We start from the raw sequence: 20,221 nt of genomic DNA on the forward strand, positions 1-20,221 counted from the left end.
GCCTCGTCGATCTGGATCAGCTTCGCACCCGCCCTTTCGAGATCCAGGACCTCGTCGCGGATGGCGAGCGCAATCTGCCGGCAAACCGTGCTGCGCGCAACGTCGTCCCGCACGAAGGACCAGTTGAGGATCGTCACCGGCCCCGTCAGCATGCCCTTCACCGGCTTTTCGGTGAGCGACTGGGCGTGCCGCCACGACCGTACCGTCATCGGGTTGGGGCGGGAGACGTCGCCGAAAATGATCGGCGGGCGCACATAGCGCGATCCGTAGCTCTGTACCCAGGCGCACTGCGTGAAGGCGAAACCGGAGAGCTGCTCGCCGAAATATTGCACCATGTCGTTGCGCTCGAACTCGCCGTGGACCAGCACGTCCAGACCGAGGTCCTCCTGCCACTTCACCGTCCGCGCGGTTTCTTCCTGCAGGAAGCGGTCATAGGCGGCGTCATCCAGCACGCCCTTGCCGTGGTCCGCGCGCGCCTTGCGCACCTCCGGCGTCTGCGGGAACGAGCCGATGGTCGTCGTCGGGAAGGCGGGCAGGCCCAGCCGGGCGACCTGCGCCGGGCGCCGGATCTCATAGCCGTTCGCCCGCCGCACCAGCGACGGGTCCGTCTCCGCCGCCCGCGTCTTCACCGCCGGATCGTGGATCAGGACCGATGTCCGGCGTGACGCGACCGCTGCATCCGCCGCCGCCAGCTCCGCCCGGACCGCGTCCCGGCCCTCGTTCAGCGCCCGCGCCAGCACCTTCAGTTCCGCGACCTTCTGCACGGCGAAGGCCAGCCAGTTGCGGACCTCCGGCGCCAGCGCCGTCTCCCGCTCCAGATCGATCGGCGTATGCAGCAGGGAGCAGGACGGGGCGATGATCACCGACCGCCCGGTCGCCACCATCGGCTCGATCCGGTCCAGAACGGCGCCCAGGTCCGCCTTCCAGACATTGCGCCCGTCGATGACGCCCAGCGACAGCACCTGATCGGGTCGCGCCCCGGCGACCACCGCCTCCAGCTGCTCCGGCGCGCGCACCAGATCGACGTGCAGTCCGTGCGCGGGCAACGACAGGGCCAGGTCGAGGTTGTCCTCCAGCCCGCCGAAATAGGTCGTCAGCATCAGCCGGATCGGCGGCGTCACGTCGCACAGCACCCGGTAGGCGAGGGCGTAGGCCTCGGCCGCGCCCTCGGGCAGGTCGGTCACCAGACAGGGCTCGTCAACCTGCACCCAGGTCGCCCCCGCCCGCGCCAGCGACCGCAGCACCTCGGCATAGACCGGCAGCAGTTTCGGCAGCAGCGTCAGGACGTCGAAGTCGCCGCCTTTCGCCTTGCCCAGCAGCAGATAGCTGACCGGCCCCAGCAGCACCGGCCGGGTCTCGATCCCCTGTTCCTTGGCCTCCAGATACTCGTGCAGCGCCTTGGTCGAGGCGAGGCGGAAGGTCTGGTCCGCCGTGAACTCCGGCACGATGAAGTGGTAGTTGGTGTCGAACCACTTGGTCATCTCGGCCGCCGGCACGTCCTGCGCGCCATGCCCGGAGACTTGCGCGTGGCCGTGCTCGCACCGGTCCCCCTGGGCGCCGCGCGCTATGGCGAAATAGGTGTCCAGACCGACCCGGTCCTCCGCCCAGCCGTAGATCGCCGGCACCGCCCCGACCATGGCGGTGGTGTCCAGCACATGGTCGTACAGCGAGAAGTCGTTGGACGGGATCAGGTCGGCGCCCAGATCACGCTGGCGGACCCAGGCCTGTCCGCGCAGGTCGGAGGCGGCGGCGAGCAATTCCTTGGCGTCGATCTTGCCGGCCCAGTGGGCTTCCAGCGCGGTCTTCAACTCGCGCTTCGGGCCGATGCGGGGAAAGCCGAGGGTGGCGACCTGGACGGGGAGGCGGGCGGTCATGGGGCGAAGCCTTTGCTGATGGCAGGGCTTCGGGCAGGGACGCGCGAACGCTCACGCGGGGATCGGGTCCGGCGGCGCACTTGCGGCCTGACCGGACACCCCGCCGGAGGACGTTATCTGTCGGGGCAGGTCTCCTGGCTCGCGGGTCACGGCTTCGGGCCCGGCCTTCCCGGGGCGAACCCCAGTGACACGAGATGGACCCTCGGCTCGCCGCTTACAGTTGCGGGGGCAGCGCCGGTGTTCCACCGGCTTCCCTCTTAGCTCCGCGCCGTCCGGAGACGACGCGCAGACCACGACCCCCGCATAGAAGCGGGTCTGCGCGCGAAGTCAAGAAACATATAAGGACATGCTTATATGTTTATGTGACCCGGAGTTCAGCCCTGACCGGTGTTCTCGTAGGTCGCCGTGATCGTGGCCTTGGCCAGCGTATGGAAATGCAGGTTGAAGCCGAACACGGCGCCCGAGTTGTCGGGCGTTACGTCCAGCTTTTCGACGTCCACGGCGAAGACGGTGAAGATGTAGCGGTGCGGGCCGTGGCCGGGGGGCGGGGCGGCGCCGCCGAAGCCCGCGGGACCGTAGTCGGTGCGCCCTTCGACCGCCCCGGCGGGCAGGTCGGCGGACGAGGCGCCGGTCTTCAGTTCGGTCACATCGGCCGGGAGGTTGGCCACCGTCCAGTGCCAGAAGCCCGAGCCCGTCGGCGCGTCCGGATCGTAGCAGGTGACGGCGTAGCTCTTCGTGCCCTCGGGCGCGCCCGACCACGACAGATGCGGCGAGGTATTGCCCCTGGCGAACACCTGCGCGTCCGGCAGCACGCCGCCGTCGGTGATGTCGTTGGAGGTCAGGGTGAAGGTCATGGGCGTCTCCCGCGATTGGCGCGGGAGACTTAACGCATCAGGCGGCGGGCCGTCACCCGCATCGCCGTAATCAGTGGGCCGCATCCTTGGCGGCCTGGGTGAAGGCGCTGTCGTCCATCAGTCCCCCGGCCAAGGCCGAGGCGAACACGATGCATCCCGCCAGGATGAACAGGACGACCAGCAGCTTCAGGACGCGCTTCACGCGACCTCGATGCGGTAGCTTTCGATGACCGTGTTGGCGAGCAGGGTCTCGCACATCTTCTTGGCCTCGACGGCCGGATCGCCTTCGCCGGCGAAGTCGAACTCGATCAGCTTGCCGACGCGGGCGCCCGAGACGCCGCCCCAGCCCAGACCGTTCAGCGCGCCTTCAACGGCCTTGCCCTGAACGTCGAGGACGCCCGGCTTAAGGAAGACGTGAACCTTGACCTTGGCCATCAGTGCAGCCCTCCCTGAATGACCGTGGGCATGCCCTTCATGATGCCAAGGCGACGCGCGACTTCGGTGTAGCTTTCGATGACATTGCCCAGGTCGCGGCGGAACCGGTCCTTGTCCAGCTTCTCGCCGGTGGTGGTGTCCCACAGGCGGCAGCTGTCCGGGCTGATCTCGTCGGCCAGGATCACGCGGGCGAAGTCATTTTCCCAGATGCGGCCGAACTCGATCTTGAAGTCCACCAGCTGGATGCCGACGGCGCCGAACATGCCCGACAGATAGTCGTTCACGCGCACGGTCATGGCCAGGATATCGTCCAGCTCCTGGGTCGAGGCCCAGTTGAAGGCGGTGATGTGCTCTTCGGTCACCATCGGATCGTTGAGCTCGTCCTTCTTCAGGTAGAACTCGATGATCGACCGGGGCAGGGGCGTGCCTTCCTCGATGCCGAGGCGCTTGCTCATCGAACCGGCCACGACGTTGCGGCACACGACTTCCAGCGGGATGATCTCGACTTCGCGGATCAGCTGCTCGCGCAGGTTCAGGCGCTTGATGAAGTGGTTGGTCACGCCGATGCCGTTCAGGCGCGACATGATGAATTCGCTGATCTGGTTGTTGATGACGCCCTTGCCTTCCAGCTGGGCCTTCTTCTCGCCGTTGAAGGCGGTGGCGTCGTCCTTGAAGTACTGGATCAGGGTGCCGGGCTCGGGTCCTTCGTACAGGATCTTGGCCTTGCCCTCGTAGAGCTTCTTGCGCTTGACGTTCATGGGGTCTCGTCCAGGCGGGGCCTCGCCGGAAACAAAAAACGCGCGGCCAGCGCGTAGGTCTGGTCAGCGCGATCCGGAATCGGGCGGGCGGGTAAAATCGTCGCGGTCTCCTTAGCGGAACCCGTCCGGGGACACAAACGGTGTGGGGGCTTAAGCACGCCGATCGGGACACGCCGCCGCAACCCGTCGGGTTCAGGTTGCGTTCCACCCCCTCGCGGCTATAGAGCAGCGCGACGCGGCCACCCTCGGCCGCCTGAAGGAGCCTGCGGACGCCCATGACCACCTTTGACGATCGGGAAAAGGGCTTCGAGGCCAAGTTCGCCCTCGATCAGGAGCAGGAATTCAAGGCGGTCGCCCGGCGCAACAAGCTGCTGGGCCTGTGGGCTGCCGAGAAGATGGGGCTGAACGCCGAGAGCGCCGAACAGTACGCCGCCGCCGTCGTCCGCGCCGACTTCGAGCAGCCGGGCGAGGAGGACGTGTTCCGCAAGATCGCCCAGGACTTCGAAGGCTCGGGCCTCGTCGTCTCGGAAGGCGAGATCCGCCGCAAGATGGACGAGCTGTCGTCGGTCGCCCGCGAGCAGATCCGCTCGGGCGAGTAAGCCCGGCCCTCACGGGCTCACAGAATCAGGGGCCGCTCCGTCGCCGGGGCGGCCCTTTTTCGTGCGTCTCAGTCGGCGAACACCACCGTCTTTGATCCGTTCAGCAGCACCCGGTCTTCCAGATGGTGCGCGACCGCCCGGGCCAGAACCCGCCGCTCGATGTCCCGCCCCTTGCGGATCAGGTCCTCCGGCGTGTCCCGGTGGCTGATCGGTTCGACGTCCTGTTCGATGATCGGACCCTCATCCAGATCGGCGGTGACGTAGTGGGCCGTCGCCCCGATCACCTTCACCCCGCGCGCATGGGCCTGATGGTAGGGCTTGGCGCCCTTGAACCCGGGCAGGAAGGAGTGGTGGATGTTGATGCACCGCCCCGCCAGCCGTCCCGCCAGATCGTCGGACAGGATCTGCATGTAGCGGGCCAGCACCACCAGCTCGGTCCCGGTCTCCTCGATCAGGCCCAGCAGGGTCCGCTCCTGCGCCGCCTTGTCTGCGGCGTTCACCGGCAGGTGGTGGAAGGGCAGGTCCCCCAGATCGACGTGGCCGATCTGGTCGCGCGGATGGTTCGAGACGATGCCGGTGATGGTCATCGGCAGTTCCTCGCCCCGCCAGCGGTACAGCAGGTCCGCCAGACAGTGATCGAACCGGGAGGTCAGGATCATCACCCGGCGCGGCGCGCGGCCTCTCAGCGTCCAGTCCATGCCGAACCGCTCCGCCAGCGGCGCGAAGGCGGCGCGCACGGCGTCCGTGTCCAGCGTCTCCGGACGCTCGAACACCACCCGCATGAAGAAGGTCCCGGTGGACCGGTCGCCGAACTGCTGGGCGTCGGAAATATTGCAGCCGCAGTCGGACAGCAGGCCGGACACGGCGGCGACGATCCCGGAGCGGTCCGGGCAGGAGAGGGTCAGGATCATGAAGTCCGGGGAGGAGGAACGCTGAATTCCCCGATGATGGCCCAATATTCCGCCTTCCAGGCAAGCGGTTTCGCCAGCGCCGGGCTTGAGGACGGCAGGGCCAGCCGCCGGAACGCCCCCGTATCGGGTCCCAGAACCCGGTCGCCCTCCTTCGCCGCCTTGCCGCCGTTGAAGGCGACGGCCTGCAGCCGGGGCAGGGAGGCGATCAGTGTCTTCAGGTCCGCATGGACCGGCAGGCGGATGGCCGTGTCCAGGCTTCCGACCCGCACGGCCTCGGCGATGACGTCCCACAGGCCGACGCCATGCGCCCGCAACACATCCAGTCGCGCCTCATAGGCCAGGTCGGCGAGGTCGGGACGCCCGACGGCGCCGCCGACCAGCCGCCAGAAGGCGTTGCGCGGGTGTCCGTAGTACTGGCCTGTCGCCAGCGAGGCTTCGCCCGGCAGGCTGCCGAGGATCAGCAGCCGCGTGTTGGCGTCCACGACGGGGGCGAACCCCCTTTTCCGGTGGTCGGCCTCAGAAGGCCTCACGAACCTGCACGTTCAGGGCGATCGGGATGGTCACCGGGCCGCCGTTGACCGGCTGGCCGGTCGTCGCGTCGGCGAAGCGATATTCGCGCGCCAGGCACCGGGCGGCGGTGCGGTGACGCACCGGGTTGTCCTGCCCGGTTTCCAGGCGGCACTGGTCCGGCGCGCCGTTGCGCACCACGGCGCAGACGATGGTGATGTTGCTCGAGGCCGAGCGATCGGTGGCCAGCGGGCGGATGCAGGTGTCGAACGCGCGCTGCGACGGCGGCGTCACGGTCATGCCCGGCGCCACCACCGGGCCCGCGCCCTGTTGCATCACCAGAAGAAGCAGAAGGTTCAGCAGCATCCAATCAACCCCCGAAGACGCGCGCGAACACCGTGTCCACGTGCTTGGTGTGGTAGCCGAGGTCGAACAGCGCTTCCAGTTCGGCGTCCGACAGGGTCACCCGCTCGTCGGTCTTCAGGAAGTCGATGAAGCGACCCTCGCCGCGCCACACCTTCATGGCGTTCTCCTGCACGGCGGCATAGGCGCTCTCGCGGCTCACGCCCGCCTGCGTCAGGGCCAGCATCACGCGCTGCGAGTGCACCAGACCGCCCAGCAGGTCGAGGTTCTTCTGCATGTTCTCCGGATAGATGTTCATCCGCTCGACCACGCCCGCCAGACGATGCAGGGCGAAGTCCAGATGGATGGTCGCATCCGGGCCGATGCCGCGTTCGACCGAAGAGTGGCTGATGTCGCGCTCGTGCCAGAGGGCGACGTTCTCCATCGCCGGGACCACCGACGAGCGGACCAGACGGGCCAGGCCGGTCAGGTTCTCGGTCAGGATCGGGTTGCGCTTGTGCGGCATGGCCGACGAGCCCTTCTGGCCCTTGTCGAAGAACTCCTCGGCCTCGAGAACTTCCGTGCGCTGCAGGTGGCGGATTTCGGTGGCCAGACGCTCGATCGAGCTGGCGACCACGCCCAGGGCCGCGAAGAAGGCGGCGTGGCGGTCGCGCGGGATCACCTGGGTCGAGACCGGCTCGACCTGCAGGCCCATCTGGTCGGCGACGTACTGCTCGACGGCCGGATCGACGTTGGCGAAGGTGCCCACGGCGCCCGAGATGGCGCAGGTGGCGATCTCTTCCTTGGCCGTGATCAGACGGCGCTTCGCCCGCTGGAACTCGGCGTGATAGCCGGCCAGCTTCAGGCCGAAGGTGATCGGCTCGGCGTGGATGCCGTGGCTGCGGCCGACCTGCGGGGTGAATTTGTGCTCCCGGGCGCGGGTCTCCAGCGCCGCCAGCACCCGGTCGACCCCGTCGATCAGCAGGTCGGACGAGCGGGCCAGTTGGACCGCGAAACAGGTGTCCAGCACGTCCGACGAGGTCATGCCCTGGTGCAGGAAGCGGGCTTCCTCGCCGACGATCTCGGCCACGTGGGTCAGGAAGGCGATGACGTCGTGCTTGGTGGTGCGCTCGATCTCGTCGATCCGGTCGGCGTCGAAGGTCGCGTCCTTGCCCTTGGCCCAGATGGCTTCGGCGGCGTCCGTCGGGATCACCCCCAGCTCGGCCATCTTGGTGGCGGCGTGGGCCTCGATCTCGAACCAGATCTTGTACTTGGTCTCTTGCGACCAGATGGCGACGGCGTCGGGGCGGGAATAGCGCGTGATCATGGACGGGCCGTGTCGGTCGAGGGGGCTCCTGAGTCAAGCGCCGCTTGTGTTTCGTGCGATCAAACTCGGTCGCATGTCGCCGCCGGCCGGCCTATGATGATGACAGAGGGAAGGGCATCACATGGAACTCATCGTCGCGCCGCGGCTGTATTCGACCTGGTCGCTGCGGCCGTGGTTGGTCCTCAGGCGCTGTGGGGCGGATTTCACCACCACCGAGATCGATGTCTATTCCGAGGCTGGCCAGGCCGAGATCGCGCGGCTTTCCCCGTCTCGCCTCGCGCCCCTGCTCAGGGTCGAAGGTGAGACCATCTGGGACTCCATGGCCATCTGCGTCTGGGCCGCCGAACGCTACCCTGAAGCCCGGCTCTGGCCCGCGGACGCCCACGCCCGCTGGCTGGCCCGCTCGGCGGTCTGCGAAATGCATTCCGGATTCAACGCCCTTCGGACCCACTGCGCCATGGGGCCGGACCACTCGATGGTCGGTCCGGACCGTTCGGACCTGCCGGGTGACGCGGGCGTGGCGCAAGATATTCGCCGGCTGGTCGCCCTGTTCATGGAGATGCGCGCCCGCTTCGGCGCCGGCGGTCCCTGGCTGTTCGGGGAATGGTCGATCCCGGATGCGTTCTTCACCCCCGTGGCGACCCGCTTCCGTCACTATCAGGTGGACCTGTCCGACTTCGGCGACGACGGCGCGGCCCAGGCCTATTGCGACGCCCTGCTGGCCCAGCCGGATTTCCTGGAATGGTCGGCGTCAGCGTTGCGTTAACCGCACACTCCAACCCGACTTTAAGACAACGGCGGTATCAACGGAGCCGAAGGAACGCAGAAGCGTTCGAGGTCCGTCATGTCGATGCAAGCGCCCCCGCCCGTCGCCGCCCGCCGTCCCAGCCTGCTGGTGTACGGGCTGCTGATCGTCGTGGCCTGCTGCCTCCCGGCCCTGCTTCTGGCGGGGATCTAGCCCCCGGTCGGCTGGACCGCCGCCACTTCCACCGGCTGCACCGGCGCCGGAGGCGGCGGCACATAGTCCAGGCTCAGCGGGATCAGGGTCGCGCCCGAGGCGACCGCGTCCAGCGTATGCAGCGGCCGACCGTTCATGCGCTGGTAGATCCAGTAGGCGGCGACCACCTTCTCCACATAGTCCCGCGCCTGCGGCACATCGATGGTCTCGATCAGCAGCAGCGGGTCTGCGTCCGGCCCCAGCTTGCGCACCGCCGCCATCATCGGGCCCGGCCCGGCGTTGTAGGAGGCCGCCACGCGCAGCAGGTCGCCGTTGATCTCCGGCATGGCCAGCACCCGGTTCACATAGGCCTGCCCGAGGCCCGCGTTGACCGCCGGGTCGAACAGCCGGTCCGGGGTGGTGACGAAGCCGCGGTCGCCCGACAGCTCGGCCGCCGTCGTCGGCATCACCTGCATCAGGCCGTAGGCCCCGGCGCCGGAACGGGCCCGGGCGTTGAAGCCGGTCTCCTTGCGCGCGATCGCATAGACCAGCGAGCGTTCGATGGTGAAGCCGCCGACCGGCTCGATCACCGGCTGGGCGTAGTTGTTGGCGTCCACGCGGCGGACGTCGGCGTCCGAACCCATGACGCGGGGCCCGAGGGCGCGGCCCAGCGCGGCCCACAGCCGGCGCGCGCGGTCAGTGACCGCCGAGCGCATGCCGGTGCGCAGTTCGTCACGGGCGTCCGAGCGGCGGCCGATCTCGAAGAAGGCCACGGTGCGCCGGGCCCGCGGTTCCGACAGCACGAACTCTTCCAGCTCGCGCGGATCGACGCCGAGCGGCTCGTCCGGGACATAGGCGGCGCGCTGCAGCGTCGGGGCGCCGTCATAGGGGCGCGGCCCCATGTTTTCGATGGTCAGGTCCTCGCCCAGCTGACGCAGGGCGATCTGGCCGTAGAAGGTCGCGGGCCAGGCGGTCGCGCGGCGCAGCAGCGGCTGCACGCGATCCTGCTGGCTGGACCGGGCGGCCGAGCGGGCGGCCCAGAAGGCGGCCCCGGCGCGCACCCAGCCGTCCTCGGTCGGGTCGTCAAGCACGCGCTCGAACGCGGCTGTGGCCGCGCCGAAGTCGCCCAGCCGGTAGTTGGCCAGTCCGACGCTCCACCAGTCGCCGATTTCCTGACCGATGATCACGGCTCCCGCCAGATCGTCGCGGTTCAGGGCGACGCGGGCGGCCTTCAGGGGATCGCCCTCGGTGTTCTGTCCCGCGGCCGAGGCGGCGGCCCAGCTGCGGTTCGAGAACCGGCCCGGCCGACGCGGCTCGGGCGCGCCGTCAGGACGGCGGCGCATGGCCAGGTTGTAGGCCCGGTCGGCGCACGGGAGGTCGTAGTATTCCTCCAGCCAGGCCGCGAGCTCCTCGTAGGTGGCGCTGTAGTCGGCGTGGAACAGGCGTTCGAACTCGACCTGGCCCAGCAGCACATGGTCCTGGGCGGCGCGGGCCGAGGCGCGGGCGGCCTCAAGGTCGCCGCGGCGCAGGGCGTCGAAGGCGGTGGTGTAGCTCAGGCGGTCGGCAGGGCTCAGCGCCGTCGGCGCGCGGCGGTCGTCGTCAGCGGCATGAGCGGCGGCGCCGAAGGCGGCGAGCGCGATAGCCAGCGTCGGCGCGAGGATCGCGCGGCGGAAGGATACAGGCACTGAGGCGGCCCCCCTGAGAGCGAAAACCGGCCGTCTCGATTCGGTCCAGTTGATCGCTGTTCGTTCGGTCGTCAGGCCAAAAAGGCGCCACGCCCTCGACCCATGTCAAGTTTTGCGGAGTTTTGGGGCGCTTTTGCGTCGGTCAGGTTAACGGCGGTCGGTCAGTTTTCGGGTGCGTCCAGCCGGGCCGCCAGCGCCAGAACATCAGCCCAGGCGGCCTTCTTGGCCATCGGCGTCCGCAGCAGGAAGGCCGGGTGGAAGGTGGGCATCACCGGCGCCGACACATTGCCTTCGGCCAGCCGCCATTCCTTCCAGTTTCCGCGCAGTCGCATGATGCCTTCATCGACGGACAGCACCGACTTCGCCGCGGCGGCGCCCAGCAGGAGCACCGCCTTGGGCTTCAGCAGGAAGAAGGCGCGGTCCAGGAACGGGGCGCAGGCCGCCTGTTCCGCCGGGCTCGGCGTCCGGTTGCCCGGCGGGCGCCAGAAGACGGTGTTGGTGATGAAGACCTGATCCTTCAGCCCGGCCTCGGCCAGCATCCGGTCCAGCAGCTGCCCGGCCTTGCCGACGAAGGGCTGGCCGCGCTCGTCCTCCTCCGCGCCCGGGCCTTCACCGATGATCATGACCGACGCCTGCGGATTCCCGCGCGCGAACACCGCCTGTTTCGCGCCCATGTCCCGCAGCGGGCAACCGGTGAAGCCCGAGATGGCCTCGCCCAGCGCCTCCAGCGTATCGGCGCCCGCGGCCAGCCTGCGGGCCTCCACCGCCGCATCCCCCGTGGCGGGCAGGGCGATCACGGACGCCGTCGCCTTGGTCACGGCCTTCACCGCGGGCGGCGGAGCCACATGGGTGCGGTCGACCGGGGCGTCCTCGAAGCAGGCGTCGACCCCCGCGTCCCGCCAGAAGGCGAGCAGGCTTTCGGCGGCGGCGGTGTCGAGGGCTTGGGCGTTCATGTCGTTCCGCACAGGGATAGTCCTTGACCGCCCCCGCGTCACCTTCCGATAAGCGGGAACAGGGAAGACGACACAGGATATCAGGGCCATGGCCGAGGAAGCGATTGAGGGCGGGGCGAAGAACGCCTGGCAGGAAGCCGTCATCGACAAGCTGCCGCCGGTCGAGGCGCTGGCGGGCGTCGAGCGCGAGATCATGGAATACGACGTCGTCATCGTCGGCGGCGGCCCCGCCGGCCTGTCGGCGGCCATCCGCCTGAAGCAGCGCGCGGAAAAGGACGGCAAGGACATCTCCGTCGCCGTGCTCGAGAAGTCGGCCGAGATCGGCGGCCACATCCTGTCCGGAGCGGTCATTGATCCCAAGGCGCTGAACGAGCTGTTCCCGGACTGGAAGGAACGCGGCGCGCCGCTGGAGACCCCGGTCACCAAGGATCGCTTCCTGCTGCTGGGCGAGCAGGGCGTCCTGCCCCTGCCGATGTTCGCCTTCCCGCCGCTGATGCACAATCACGGCTGCTACATCGCCTCGCTGGGCAATGTCGCCCGCTGGCTGGGCGAGCAGGCCGAGGCGCTGGGCGTCGAGGTCTATCCCGGCATGGCCGCCAGCCACGTCGTCTGGGACGAGCCGACCGGCCGGGTGAAGGGCGTCGTCGCCGGCGTCTTCGGCATCGACCGTGAAGGCAAGCCGACCGGCGAGTTCCAGCCCGGCATCGAGCTGCACGGCAAATACGTCTTCATCGCCGAGGGCGTGCGCGGCTCGCTGGCCAAGACCATCATGGCCCGCCACAACCTGTGCGACACGGCCGAGCCCCAGAAGTTCGGCATTGGCATCAAGGAGCTGTGGCAGATCCCGGCCGAGAAGCACCAGCCCGGCCTGGCCCAGCACTCGACCGGCTGGCCGCTGGACGAGTTCACCGGCGGCGGCAGCTTCCTCTACCATTTCGGCGATCGCTACGTGACCGTCGGCTATGTGGTTCACCTGAACTACAAGAACCCGCACCTCTCGCCCTTCGACGAGTTCCAGCGCTTCAAGCACCACCCCTCGATCGCCGAACATCTGGAGGGCGGCACGCGCGTCTCCTACGGCGCCCGCGCCATCACCGAGGGCGGCTTCCAGTCGGTGCCCAAGCTGGCCTTCCCGGGCGGCGCCCTGATCGGCTGCTCGGCGGGCTTCGTGAACGTGCCCCGCATCAAGGGCAGCCACAACGCCATGAAGACCGGCATGCTGGCCGCCGACGCCGCCTATGACGCGGTCATGGCCGGGCGCTCGGGTGACGAGCTGGTCGAGTACCAGGCCGCCTATGAGAAGAGCTGGGTCTACAAGGAGCTCAAGCTCGTCCGGAACGCCAAGCCGCTCCTGTCCAAGGTCGGCACTTCGCTCGGCGGCGCGCTGGGCCTGTTCGACATGTGGTTCCAGACGATCTTCGGCGGTTTCTCCCTGTTCGGCACGCTCAAGCACGGCAAGACCGATGCCGCCTCGACCGAGCCCGCCGCGAAGCACAAGCCGATCGCCTATCCGAAGCCGGACGGGAAGCTGTCGTTCGACAAGCTGTCGTCGGTCTTCATCTCCAACACCAACCACGCCGAGGACCAGCCCGCTCACCTGAAGCTGCTGGACCCGTCCGTGCCGATCCGCGTGAACCTGCCGAAGTACGGCGAGCCGGCGCGTCTGTACTGTCCGGCGGGCGTGTACGAGGTGCTGACCCCGGAAGGCGGCGGCGAGCCGCGGTTCCAGATCAACGCCCAGAACTGCGTCCACTGCAAAACCTGCGACATCAAGGATCCGTCGCAGAACATCGTCTGGACCACGCCGGAAGGCGGCGGCGGCCCGAACTATCCGAATATGTAATCCTCCCCGGCGCATGGCGCAGGGGAGGGGGACCATCCTTCGACACCGTCGGAGGATGGTGGAGGGGGTCCAAAATCAGCGCCTGACCGCCGGCGGGTCTTGTCGCCGCCGCATAAAGCGGGAAGGGTCGCCGCCATGCGCTTTTCCTCGCTTCGCCTTCTCCTGACCGGTTGCGCCCTCGTGGCCCTGGCGTCTCCCGCCCTTGCGCAGGAGGCCCCGCCGGTGGTCGTGCCCGTGCCCCCCGCCGCCGAGCCCGAGCGCGCGCCGGACCTCCACCCGCCCGCCGTCGTGCCGACCGAAGAGCCGGTCGTCGAGGCCGAACCGGCCGCGCCGGCCATCCCGGAGGTCTGGGCCCCGGTTCCGGTCGATGAGCAGGGCCAGTCCGCCTACGGCCTCTATCTGGCCGGCCGGATCGCAGGCTTCCGGGGCGAGGGCGCCGAGTCCGCGCGCCTGCTGGCCGAGAGCCAGGTCCTGACGCCCGAGCAGCCGCTGCTCTGGAACGAAGCCTTCCTGTCCAGCCTGTTCAACGGCGACCTCGACACCGTGGTCCGCCTGACGCCGTCCGTGGAGGGCACCCCCGAACTGGCCGAGGCCGGGCGTCTGGTGTCGGTGGTCAGCGCCCTGCGCAACGGCGACGCCCGGGGCGGTTACGCCATCCTTCGCGAACGTCCGCTGGCCCAGCCCTTCACCGCCATCGGCCTGTATGTCGCGCCGTCCTTCGCCGCCGCCGCGGGCGACTGGGACGCCGCCCTGCAGCCCGTGACCGCCGGAGCGCAGGACCCGGCCGCCCTGATCCTGCGTCTGCAACGCGCCCGGGCGCTGGAGATGCGTCGCCGCTTTGACGAGGCCGACGCCGAGTATCAGGCGTTGCTGGCCATGCCGAACGGCGCACGCCTGTTCACCGTCCACTATGGCGAGTTCCTCGAGCGGCGAGGCCGCCGGGACGAGGCGATGGTCCAGTATCGCGCCTCCCTGACCGGTCCGGCGCCCGATCCGGCCGCCCTCGACGGGCTGGAGCGCGCGGCGTCGCGCGGCCGTCCGCCCGCCGCGCCGACCCCGCAGTCCGGCGTCGCCGAGGCGCTGGAGTTCGCCTCCCTGATCGCGAGCGAGCGCGAGGATCACAAGCTCACGGCCATCCTGCTGCGCCTGTCCGAAAGCCTGCAGCCGTCCGACATGACAATCCTGCGCCTCGGTCTGGCGCTCGCCGCCGACGAGCAGGAGGAGCCCGCGCGTCAGGCCTTCGCCCGTGTCGGCCGGTCCAACGCCATCGTCTACGGCGGCGCCCAGTACAATCTGGGCCTCAGCTACCAGCGCGCCGAGGATGACGACGCGGCCCTCGCCGCCTTCACCCGCGCCCGTGACGCCGCGCCCGGCCAGACCCGCATCGCCCTGGCCCTGGTCGGTCAGTTGCTGAACATGCAGCGCAACGAGGAGGCCCTGGCCGTCCTCAACGGGCCCGAGTTGAACACCGCCGACCAGACCGCCGACGTCCGCTTCTTCCGGGGACAGGCGCTGGAGGCGCTGGGCCGGATCGAGGAGGCCGAGACCGAGCTGTGGACCGCCCTGCAGGCCCATCCGGACAATCCGGTCCTGCTGAACTACCTCGGCTATCTGTGGGTCGACAGCGGCCGCCGCGTCGATCAGGGCGCCGAGATGCTGGCCCGCGCCCACGCCGCCGATCCCGAGGACGGCAACATCCAGGACTCCCTCGGCTGGGCCCAGTACCGTCAGGGGCAGTACGAAACCGCCGTCACGACGCTGGAGGCCGCGGTGGCCAAGGAGCCGGCCAACGCCGAGATCAACGACCACCTCGGCGACGCCTACTGGCAGGTCGGGCGCCGTCGCGAGGCGGGCTGGCAATGGAACCGCGTCCTGACGCTCGAGCCTGACGCCGAACGCCGGGCCGAGGTCGAACGCAAGCTGGTGTCGGGCCTGTCCGAACCGGAGCCGGTCTCCGGGACCCAGCCCTGAGCCATGGCTGACGCCCCGGCGCTCGCGCCCGCCAAGGTCAATCTGTTCCTGCACGTCGGGCCGCTGGACGCGGACGGCTACCATCCACTCGCCAGCCTCGTCGCCTTCGCCGACGTCGGCGACCGGATCAGCGTCGCCCCCGCGGAGGTGCTGTCCCTGACCGTCACCGGCCCCTTCGCCGCCGGTCTGGACGGGGAGGGGGACAATCTGGTGCTGCGCGCGGTGCGGGCGCTGGCCGTCGCCGCCGGAACGCCCCGCCCGGGGCTGGCCTTCACCCTCGACAAGCGCCTGCCCATCGCCGCCGGTCTGGGCGGCGGCTCGTCCGACGCTGGCGCGGCGCTGAAGCTGGCCCGCGACGCCCTGGGCCTGTCGCTGGATGATGAGGTGCTCGCCGCCGTCGCGGCCACGGTCGGCGCCGACGGCCCCATGTGCCTGCACGCCCGCGCCGCCTGGGCCGAGGGCCGGGGAGACGTCCTGTCGTTCGAGCCCGCCCTGCCGCCGTTGCCCGCGGTTCTGGTCAATCCCGGCGTGCCGTCGCCGACCGGCGCGGTCTATCGCGGCTACGACTCCGGACCGCAGGCGACGGCCGACCGTCCCGCTCCGCCGTCGGACTGGAGTCTGCCGACGGTGCTCGACTGGCTGGCGCATCAGCGCAACGACCTTCAGGCGCCCGCCGTGGCGCTGCAGCCCGCCATCGCGGAGGCCCTGGACGCCGTCGCCGCCCTGCCGGGCGCGCGTCTGACCCGGATGTCCGGTTCGGGGGCCACCGTCTTCGCCCTGTTCGACACCGTCGAGGCGGCGGATCGCGCCGCTGCGATCCTTTCAGGACAACGTCAGGGCTGGTGGGTACAGTCGACCGTCCTGTCCTGATTATCGGAAGAGATTCCGGTTTCTGACCATATGGCGCCGGTAATATGCCGGGCGCCCGGAAATGGCCAAGACAATACCTTGGCTGTTCGGATGAATAGTCGCAGCCCTCATCCCATATGGAACTCAAGGCCATCCTTGGGTCTTGAACGCTGCAGTCCAGCGTACTGACGACCGTTCTCATTCTCCCCGACGGTCGTCCCTATTCACTGCAAGGGATACTGTCATGCTTCGTACCAAACTTCTGACCGCCGCCGCCGCGACCGCCCTGCTGGCGGCTCCCGCCGCGTTCGCGCAGGAGGCTCAGCCGCAGCCCGCCCCGGCGCCGCAGGAGCAGCCCGCGGCCGCCCCGGCTCCGGCCGCCACGCCGGCTCCGGCCGCCGCCGCGACCCCGGCCCAATCCAGCAACGTCATCGAGGTGCTGCGCGCCAAGGGCGAGTTCTCGACCCTGCTGTCGGCCCTTGATCAGGCCCAGCTGACCGAGACGCTCGCCAGCCGCCCGGCCATCACCATCTTCGCCCCGACCGACGCGGCCTTCGCCGCCCTGCCGGAAGCGGACCGCACCCGCCTGCTCGACCCGGCCAACGCCCAGGAGCTGCGCACCCTGCTGCTCTACCACGTCATCGTTTCGGACGTGGAAGCGGGCATGATCACCGGCGCCCGCGGCGGCGTGCAGACCGCGGCCAACAACAGCCAGGTCCTGCTGGACGGCACCGGTGACGCGATCAAGGTCGACGGCGCCACCGTCACCCAGGCGGACCTCGACGCCTCCAACGGCTCGGTCTTCGTGATCGACCAGGTCCTGAACCCGGCGACCTCGCAGGCCTCGATGGGCGATGAGGAAGCCATGGCTCCGGCCGCCGAGGCCGCCCCGGCCCCGGCCGCGACCGAGACCGCCGCTCCGGCCAGCGAGACGGTCCGTCCGTCGCAACCGGGCGAGACCGCGCCGAACGGCCAGCAGCCGGCGACCACGACCACGGTCCAGTCGCCGCCGGTCCAGAACCCGACCGACGGTCAGGTCGACGATCAGGAAGACCCGGCCAATCCGGCGCCGACCCCGACGCCGAACTGATCCGGTTCACAGACTGAATGAAGGCGGCGGGCTCCGGTCCGCCGCCTTTCTGTTGTGCGCTTAACCGTCGGCAAACCGGTGGTGGTGCAGGATGCGGGCATGGAAACGCTCACGCCCGCTCATATCGCCGCGTTCGAGGCTGTTCTGAACCGTGTCCCGTCCGAGGACCGCGCTCGCCTCCACGCGCTCAAGGCCGCCGCCGCCGACGCCGCGGCCGCCTCCGCCCCGCACTGGGATTTCGACCAGCCGGGCCATCGCGCCGAGGAGGCCCTGCAGGCCGCCTTCGGTCCGGCCCTGACCGACGACCACCGCCGCGCGCTGGTGGCCATCTGGGCGCTGGAGATGCCGGCGCGCGTCCCCGCCGCCGACCTGCCGCTGGCGTCGCTGGAGCTCTATCCCCAGTGGATCGACCGGCTCGCCGCCTTCCTGACCGAGGGCGCCAACCCCTACGACCGCGACTTCTGGGCCAAGGACGTGCGCATCTCGCTGGTTCTCAGCGTGCCCGGCGCCCGCACCCAGATGATCGACCTCTCCTCGCCCATGGGGCCGGGCCAGATCCTGCGGCACGCCCGCGAGGGTTGGGGCTGGTCGGTGATCCCGGCCTACGCCGCCGCCCAGTCGTGGAAGCCCTGGCTGGAGGTCCATACCGAAAGCCGCGAACTGTCCGACTTCAACGAGGCCGGCTGGGATCGCGCCTGGGCCACCGCCGCCGAAATCCTCAAGCGCCGCCCGGACATGGCGGGCATGCTGGGCTCGTCGTGGTTCTATGATCCGCCGCTGGAGCAGATCAGCCCGCGCCTGGCCTATCTGCGGGTCAATCCGCTGAAGCACGGCGCCTTCATGATCCATCAGGGGCCGGGCGAGATTCACACCCAGCGCGCGGCGACCAGCTCGCCGACCCGCGCCGCCCTGATCGAGAAGGGCGAATACACCGCCCGCTCATGGATCGTCGCCTGGCCCCGCGCCGCCCTTATCAAATGGGCTGATGCGCGGAAGCAGTTGGCGGAAGCCGCGTAATTTCCTTCTCCCCTTGAGGGAGAAGGTGGCCCGGAGGGCCGGATGAGGGGTAAGCCTGCGGCGACCTCCCTCTATCCGGCGGCGCGCTGACATCCCCCTCATCCGACCGGCTTCGCCGGCCACCTTCTCCTTCAAGGGGACAAGGAAGCCGATACGTCCAATTCTGACGCACCGGCCTGCTAGAGTGCGCCCTGACGCCTACACTCCAACTGATACACCATTACCCGGATAATATTCTGACCCGCCGAGCCGCCCGGATCCTCTCAAAGGCCCGCCACGACAGGGTTTGAGCCTGAAGGGATGACATGGACGGGATAGACGACATAGACGACATAGACGGTATAATTCACCCGTCTCCGCCGCCTCGACCGCTCATTCTACCCGGATATAAACTCGCGCCAGGCCTCGCCGACCGGCAGGACCTCCAGCCCTGCCGCCTTGGCCAGCCGGATCACCCGGTCCAGGTCGTCGGGGGTGCAGCCGTAGTCGGTCGGGTCATCCGACACGTCATGGGCATAGGCCGTCAGCCAGCCCTTCGACGCCGCCGCCTCGGCCATCAGGCCCTCAAGGTCGTAGTGGGGCAGGCGGCGGCTCTCCAGACCGATGGACTTGATCAGCCCCCGGTCCTCGCGCCCCGCATTGACCCCGTCGCGCACGCCCCGGCCCAGATCGAACCGGCCCCGCACATACCGCTTGGCCGCCAGCGTCGCGTCCCCGAACGGATAGGCGAAGGTGGTCATCTCATAGCCGCCCAGCCGCTCGCTCACCCAGGCCGCATTGGCGTCCAGGCTCAGTTTCAGCGCCTCGGCGTCCATCCGCAGTACGCTGGTGTGGCCGTACGTATGGCACCCGACCTCATGCCCGGCGGCATGCAGTTCCTGCAGGTGCCGCACCTGGAACTGGTCCCGGTCCATGTTCCGCCCGCCGGCCAGCCCGCCGCAGACATAGTAGGTCGCCCTGATCCCGTGCTCGGCCAGGATCGGCCCCGCCTCCGTCCAGGCCGTCGCCGGAATGTCGTCGAAGCTCAGCGAGAACACGCCCCCCGCCGGGGCGATGTTCACCGCCTCCACATCGAGATACCGCGCGGCCCGCCGACGCATCTGGTCGATCTGCTTCATGGGGCAGGATTGAAGCAGGTCGCCGTTAAATTTCCTTCTCCCGCAAGGGGAGAAGGACGCTCCCCGCCTTGCCCCGCAAAGGCCCGTTGTCTGAACGAAATCGGTCGAGTTGGACGTCGTCCAACTCGGGTCAGATTTCGTTCCAGTTTGATGCTGGGCCATTTTTTGACTTCAGGTCGTTCCGACCTGAAGCAAAAATGGTCTAGGGTCCGCGGCCTTCTTCCCCGGATGAAATAACCCGCCGTGACGACCGAACCGCTCGCCTTCCAGGACCTCATCCTGACGCTCCACAAATACTGGGGCGATCAGGGCTGCGCGATCCTCCAGCCCTATGACATCGAGGTCGGCGCGGGCACCCTGCACCCGGCCACCGTCCTGCGCGCGCTCGGTCCCAAGCCGTGGAAGGCCGCCTACGTCCAGCCCAGCCGCCGTCCGGGCGACGGCCGCTATGGCGAGAACCCCAACCGGCTCCAACATTATTATCAATATCAAGTACTTCTGAAGCCGAACCCGGACAACCTTCAGGAGCTCTACCTCGGCTCGCTGCGCGCCATCGGCATCGATCCCAGCCTGCACGACATCCGCTTCGTCGAGGACGACTGGGAGAACCCCACCGTCGGCGCCTGGGGGCTCGGCTGGGAGGTCTGGTGCGACGGCATGGAGGTGACCCAGTTCACCTACTTCCAGGGCGTCGGCGGCATCGAGGTCGACGTCGTCTCGGGCGAGCTGACCTACGGTCTGGAGCGCCTGGCCATGTACGTCCAGGGCGTCGACAACGTCTATGACCTCAAGTTCAACAAGGACGGCCTGACCTACGGCGAGGTCTTCCTCGAGAACGAGCGCCAGCAGTCCGAGGCCAATTTCCACGGCTATGACGTCGATGGCCTCAAGCGCCGCTTCGAGGACATGGTCGCCGAGGTCGAGCGCTTCCTCGCCATGAAGGGCCCGCAAGGCCAGGCGCTGGTCCTGCCGGCCTACGACCAGGTCCTCAAGGCCTCGCACCTCTTCAACCTGATGGACGCCCGCGGCGCCATCGCCGTCGCCGAACGCCAGAGCTACATCGGCCGCATCCGCGAGCTGTGTAAGGCCTGCGCCACCGCCTACGTCGAACGCGAGAGGGCCGAGGCGTGAGCCGTCGCCTGATCACCGCG

Annotated in this window: 20 protein-coding genes and 1 riboswitch; of the genes, 8 read left to right on the forward strand and 12 right to left on the reverse strand. The window is 69.0% G+C overall.

Going from position 1 to position 20,221, the window contains the following annotated elements:
* The 5 genes from metE to purC form a co-directional block, all read right to left on the reverse strand.
* The coding region (gene metE, locus VGE03_RS09285) for a 5-methyltetrahydropteroyltriglutamate--homocysteine S-methyltransferase (protein ID WP_331046202.1) at positions 1 to 1,874 on the reverse strand (1,874 nt) is incomplete at its 3' end.
* A 107-nt stretch (positions 1,875 to 1,981) separates the two neighbouring features.
* A riboswitch (cobalamin riboswitch) is annotated at positions 1,982 to 2,184 on the reverse strand.
* A gap of 64 nt (positions 2,185 to 2,248) precedes the next feature.
* Entirely contained in the window at positions 2,249 to 2,728 is a 480-nt protein-coding gene (locus VGE03_RS09290) for a YbhB/YbcL family Raf kinase inhibitor-like protein (protein ID WP_331046203.1), read from the reverse strand.
* 70 nt (positions 2,729 to 2,798) lie between these two features.
* Positions 2,799 to 2,930, reverse strand: a complete 132-nt coding sequence (locus VGE03_RS09295; protein WP_331046204.1) for a hypothetical protein — start codon at positions 2,928 to 2,930, stop codon at positions 2,799 to 2,801.
* Positions 2,927 to 3,163 carry a phosphoribosylformylglycinamidine synthase subunit PurS gene (gene purS, locus VGE03_RS09300; protein WP_331046205.1) on the reverse strand — a complete coding sequence of 79 codons (237 nt, stop codon included), beginning with the start codon at positions 3,161 to 3,163 and terminating at the stop codon, positions 2,927 to 2,929. Before purS ends, VGE03_RS09295 begins: the two co-directional genes overlap by 4 nt.
* Entirely contained in the window at positions 3,163 to 3,921 is a 759-nt protein-coding gene (gene purC / locus VGE03_RS09305) for a phosphoribosylaminoimidazolesuccinocarboxamide synthase (protein WP_331046206.1), read from the reverse strand. The genes purS and purC overlap by 1 nt, the downstream gene beginning before the upstream one ends.
* Before the next feature lie 275 nt (positions 3,922 to 4,196).
* Here purC and VGE03_RS09310 point away from each other — a divergent pair, with 275 nt between their 5' ends.
* Positions 4,197 to 4,520, forward strand: a complete 324-nt coding sequence (locus tag VGE03_RS09310; protein WP_331046207.1) for a DUF1476 domain-containing protein — start codon at positions 4,197 to 4,199, stop codon at positions 4,518 to 4,520.
* A 68-nt stretch (positions 4,521 to 4,588) separates the two neighbouring features.
* On the opposite strand, the gene purU is transcribed toward VGE03_RS09310, so the two are convergent.
* Genes purU through purB form a run of 4 tightly spaced genes read right to left on the reverse strand, consistent with a single transcriptional unit; the run spans position 4,589 to position 7,607 of the window.
* Positions 4,589 to 5,431: a formyltetrahydrofolate deformylase gene (gene purU / locus VGE03_RS09315; RefSeq protein ID WP_331046208.1), complete on the reverse strand. Its 843-nt coding sequence runs from the start codon at positions 5,429 to 5,431 to the stop codon at positions 4,589 to 4,591.
* Complete coding sequence (locus tag VGE03_RS09320; protein ID WP_331046209.1) at positions 5,428 to 5,961, reverse strand: DNA-deoxyinosine glycosylase; 534 nt, start codon at positions 5,959 to 5,961, stop codon at positions 5,428 to 5,430. Before VGE03_RS09320 ends, purU begins: the two co-directional genes overlap by 4 nt.
* On the reverse strand, positions 5,948 to 6,304 hold the full coding sequence (locus VGE03_RS09325) for a hypothetical protein (RefSeq protein ID WP_331046210.1): 357 nt from the start codon (positions 6,302 to 6,304) through the stop codon (positions 5,948 to 5,950). The genes VGE03_RS09320 and VGE03_RS09325 overlap by 14 nt, the downstream gene beginning before the upstream one ends.
* A gap of 4 nt (positions 6,305 to 6,308) precedes the next feature.
* Positions 6,309 to 7,607 (reverse strand): adenylosuccinate lyase, encoded by a 1,299-nt coding sequence (gene purB / locus VGE03_RS09330; RefSeq protein WP_331046211.1) that lies wholly within the window; start codon positions 7,605 to 7,607, stop codon positions 6,309 to 6,311.
* A gap of 121 nt (positions 7,608 to 7,728) precedes the next feature.
* On the opposite strand from purB, the gene VGE03_RS09335 reads away from it, so the two are divergent.
* Entirely contained in the window at positions 7,729 to 8,373 is a 645-nt protein-coding gene (locus VGE03_RS09335; protein WP_331046212.1) for a glutathione S-transferase, read from the forward strand.
* 188 nt (positions 8,374 to 8,561) lie between these two features.
* Here VGE03_RS09335 and VGE03_RS09340 read toward each other — a convergent pair whose 3' ends face one another.
* Together VGE03_RS09340 and VGE03_RS09345 are read right to left on the reverse strand one after the other, a co-directional pair.
* Positions 8,562 to 10,229: a lytic transglycosylase domain-containing protein gene (locus tag VGE03_RS09340; protein ID WP_331046213.1), complete on the reverse strand. Its 1,668-nt coding sequence runs from the start codon at positions 10,227 to 10,229 to the stop codon at positions 8,562 to 8,564.
* A 161-nt stretch (positions 10,230 to 10,390) separates the two neighbouring features.
* Positions 10,391 to 11,182 (reverse strand): uracil-DNA glycosylase, encoded by a 792-nt coding sequence (locus VGE03_RS09345; RefSeq protein ID WP_331046214.1) that lies wholly within the window; start codon positions 11,180 to 11,182, stop codon positions 10,391 to 10,393.
* Positions 11,183 to 11,375: 193 nt separating this feature from the next.
* On the opposite strand from VGE03_RS09345, the gene VGE03_RS09350 reads away from it, so the two are divergent.
* The 5 genes from VGE03_RS09350 (at position 11,376) to VGE03_RS09370 (ending at position 17,952) form a co-directional block, all read left to right on the forward strand.
* Complete coding sequence (locus VGE03_RS09350) at positions 11,376 to 13,025, forward strand: electron transfer flavoprotein-ubiquinone oxidoreductase (RefSeq protein ID WP_331046221.1); 1,650 nt, start codon at positions 11,376 to 11,378, stop codon at positions 13,023 to 13,025.
* A 135-nt stretch (positions 13,026 to 13,160) separates the two neighbouring features.
* On the forward strand, positions 13,161 to 14,996 hold the full coding sequence (locus VGE03_RS09355; RefSeq protein WP_331046215.1) for a tetratricopeptide repeat protein: 1,836 nt from the start codon (positions 13,161 to 13,163) through the stop codon (positions 14,994 to 14,996).
* A 3-nt stretch (positions 14,997 to 14,999) separates the two neighbouring features.
* Complete coding sequence (locus VGE03_RS09360) at positions 15,000 to 15,866, forward strand: 4-(cytidine 5'-diphospho)-2-C-methyl-D-erythritol kinase (RefSeq protein WP_331046216.1); 867 nt, start codon at positions 15,000 to 15,002, stop codon at positions 15,864 to 15,866.
* 223 nt (positions 15,867 to 16,089) lie between these two features.
* Positions 16,090 to 16,935: a fasciclin domain-containing protein gene (locus tag VGE03_RS09365; RefSeq protein ID WP_331046217.1), complete on the forward strand. Its 846-nt coding sequence runs from the start codon at positions 16,090 to 16,092 to the stop codon at positions 16,933 to 16,935.
* A gap of 99 nt (positions 16,936 to 17,034) precedes the next feature.
* A complete protein-coding gene (locus VGE03_RS09370) occupies positions 17,035 to 17,952 on the forward strand; it encodes a hypothetical protein (RefSeq protein ID WP_331046218.1) in 918 nt (305 codons plus the stop codon).
* 377 nt (positions 17,953 to 18,329) lie between these two features.
* Here VGE03_RS09370 and VGE03_RS09375 read toward each other — a convergent pair whose 3' ends face one another.
* Positions 18,330 to 19,070, reverse strand: a complete 741-nt coding sequence (locus VGE03_RS09375; protein WP_331046219.1) for a polysaccharide deacetylase family protein — start codon at positions 19,068 to 19,070, stop codon at positions 18,330 to 18,332.
* A gap of 243 nt (positions 19,071 to 19,313) precedes the next feature.
* Here VGE03_RS09375 and VGE03_RS09380 point away from each other — a divergent pair, with 243 nt between their 5' ends.
* Positions 19,314 to 20,201: a glycine--tRNA ligase subunit alpha gene (locus tag VGE03_RS09380; protein WP_331046220.1), complete on the forward strand. Its 888-nt coding sequence runs from the start codon at positions 19,314 to 19,316 to the stop codon at positions 20,199 to 20,201.
* The last annotated feature ends 20 nt before the right edge of the window (positions 20,202 to 20,221 follow it).

It is taken from the genome of Brevundimonas sp. (assembly GCF_036400995.1).
Classification (GTDB): domain Bacteria; phylum Pseudomonadota; class Alphaproteobacteria; order Caulobacterales; family Caulobacteraceae; genus Brevundimonas.

What these genes read in the sequence shown, in the direction of transcription:
- VGE03_RS09290 (WP_331046203.1), bottom strand. Translation starts at nt 2,728, where the DNA reads ATGACCTTCACCCTGACCTCCAACGACATCACCGACGGCGGCGTGCTG.
- purS (WP_331046205.1), bottom strand. Translation starts at nt 3,163, where the DNA reads ATGGCCAAGGTCAAGGTTCACGTCTTCCTTAAGCCGGGCGTCCTCGAC.
- purC (WP_331046206.1), bottom strand. Translation starts at nt 3,921, where the DNA reads ATGAACGTCAAGCGCAAGAAGCTCTACGAGGGCAAGGCCAAGATCCTG.
- VGE03_RS09310 (WP_331046207.1), top strand. Translation starts at nt 4,197, where the DNA reads ATGACCACCTTTGACGATCGGGAAAAGGGCTTCGAGGCCAAGTTCGCC.
- purU (WP_331046208.1), bottom strand. Translation starts at nt 5,431, where the DNA reads ATGATCCTGACCCTCTCCTGCCCGGACCGCTCCGGGATCGTCGCCGCC.
- VGE03_RS09325 (WP_331046210.1), bottom strand. Translation starts at nt 6,304, where the DNA reads ATGCTGCTGAACCTTCTGCTTCTTCTGGTGATGCAACAGGGCGCGGGC.
- purB (WP_331046211.1), bottom strand. Translation starts at nt 7,607, where the DNA reads ATGATCACGCGCTATTCCCGCCCCGACGCCGTCGCCATCTGGTCGCAA.
- VGE03_RS09335 (WP_331046212.1), top strand. Translation starts at nt 7,729, where the DNA reads ATGGAACTCATCGTCGCGCCGCGGCTGTATTCGACCTGGTCGCTGCGG.
- VGE03_RS09345 (WP_331046214.1), bottom strand. Translation starts at nt 11,182, where the DNA reads ATGAACGCCCAAGCCCTCGACACCGCCGCCGCCGAAAGCCTGCTCGCC.
- VGE03_RS09350 (WP_331046221.1), top strand. Translation starts at nt 11,376, where the DNA reads ATGGAATACGACGTCGTCATCGTCGGCGGCGGCCCCGCCGGCCTGTCG.
- VGE03_RS09355 (WP_331046215.1), top strand. Translation starts at nt 13,161, where the DNA reads ATGCGCTTTTCCTCGCTTCGCCTTCTCCTGACCGGTTGCGCCCTCGTG.
- VGE03_RS09360 (WP_331046216.1), top strand. Translation starts at nt 15,000, where the DNA reads ATGGCTGACGCCCCGGCGCTCGCGCCCGCCAAGGTCAATCTGTTCCTG.
- VGE03_RS09365 (WP_331046217.1), top strand. Translation starts at nt 16,090, where the DNA reads ATGCTTCGTACCAAACTTCTGACCGCCGCCGCCGCGACCGCCCTGCTG.
- VGE03_RS09370 (WP_331046218.1), top strand. Translation starts at nt 17,035, where the DNA reads ATGGAAACGCTCACGCCCGCTCATATCGCCGCGTTCGAGGCTGTTCTG.
- VGE03_RS09375 (WP_331046219.1), bottom strand. Translation starts at nt 19,070, where the DNA reads ATGAAGCAGATCGACCAGATGCGTCGGCGGGCCGCGCGGTATCTCGAT.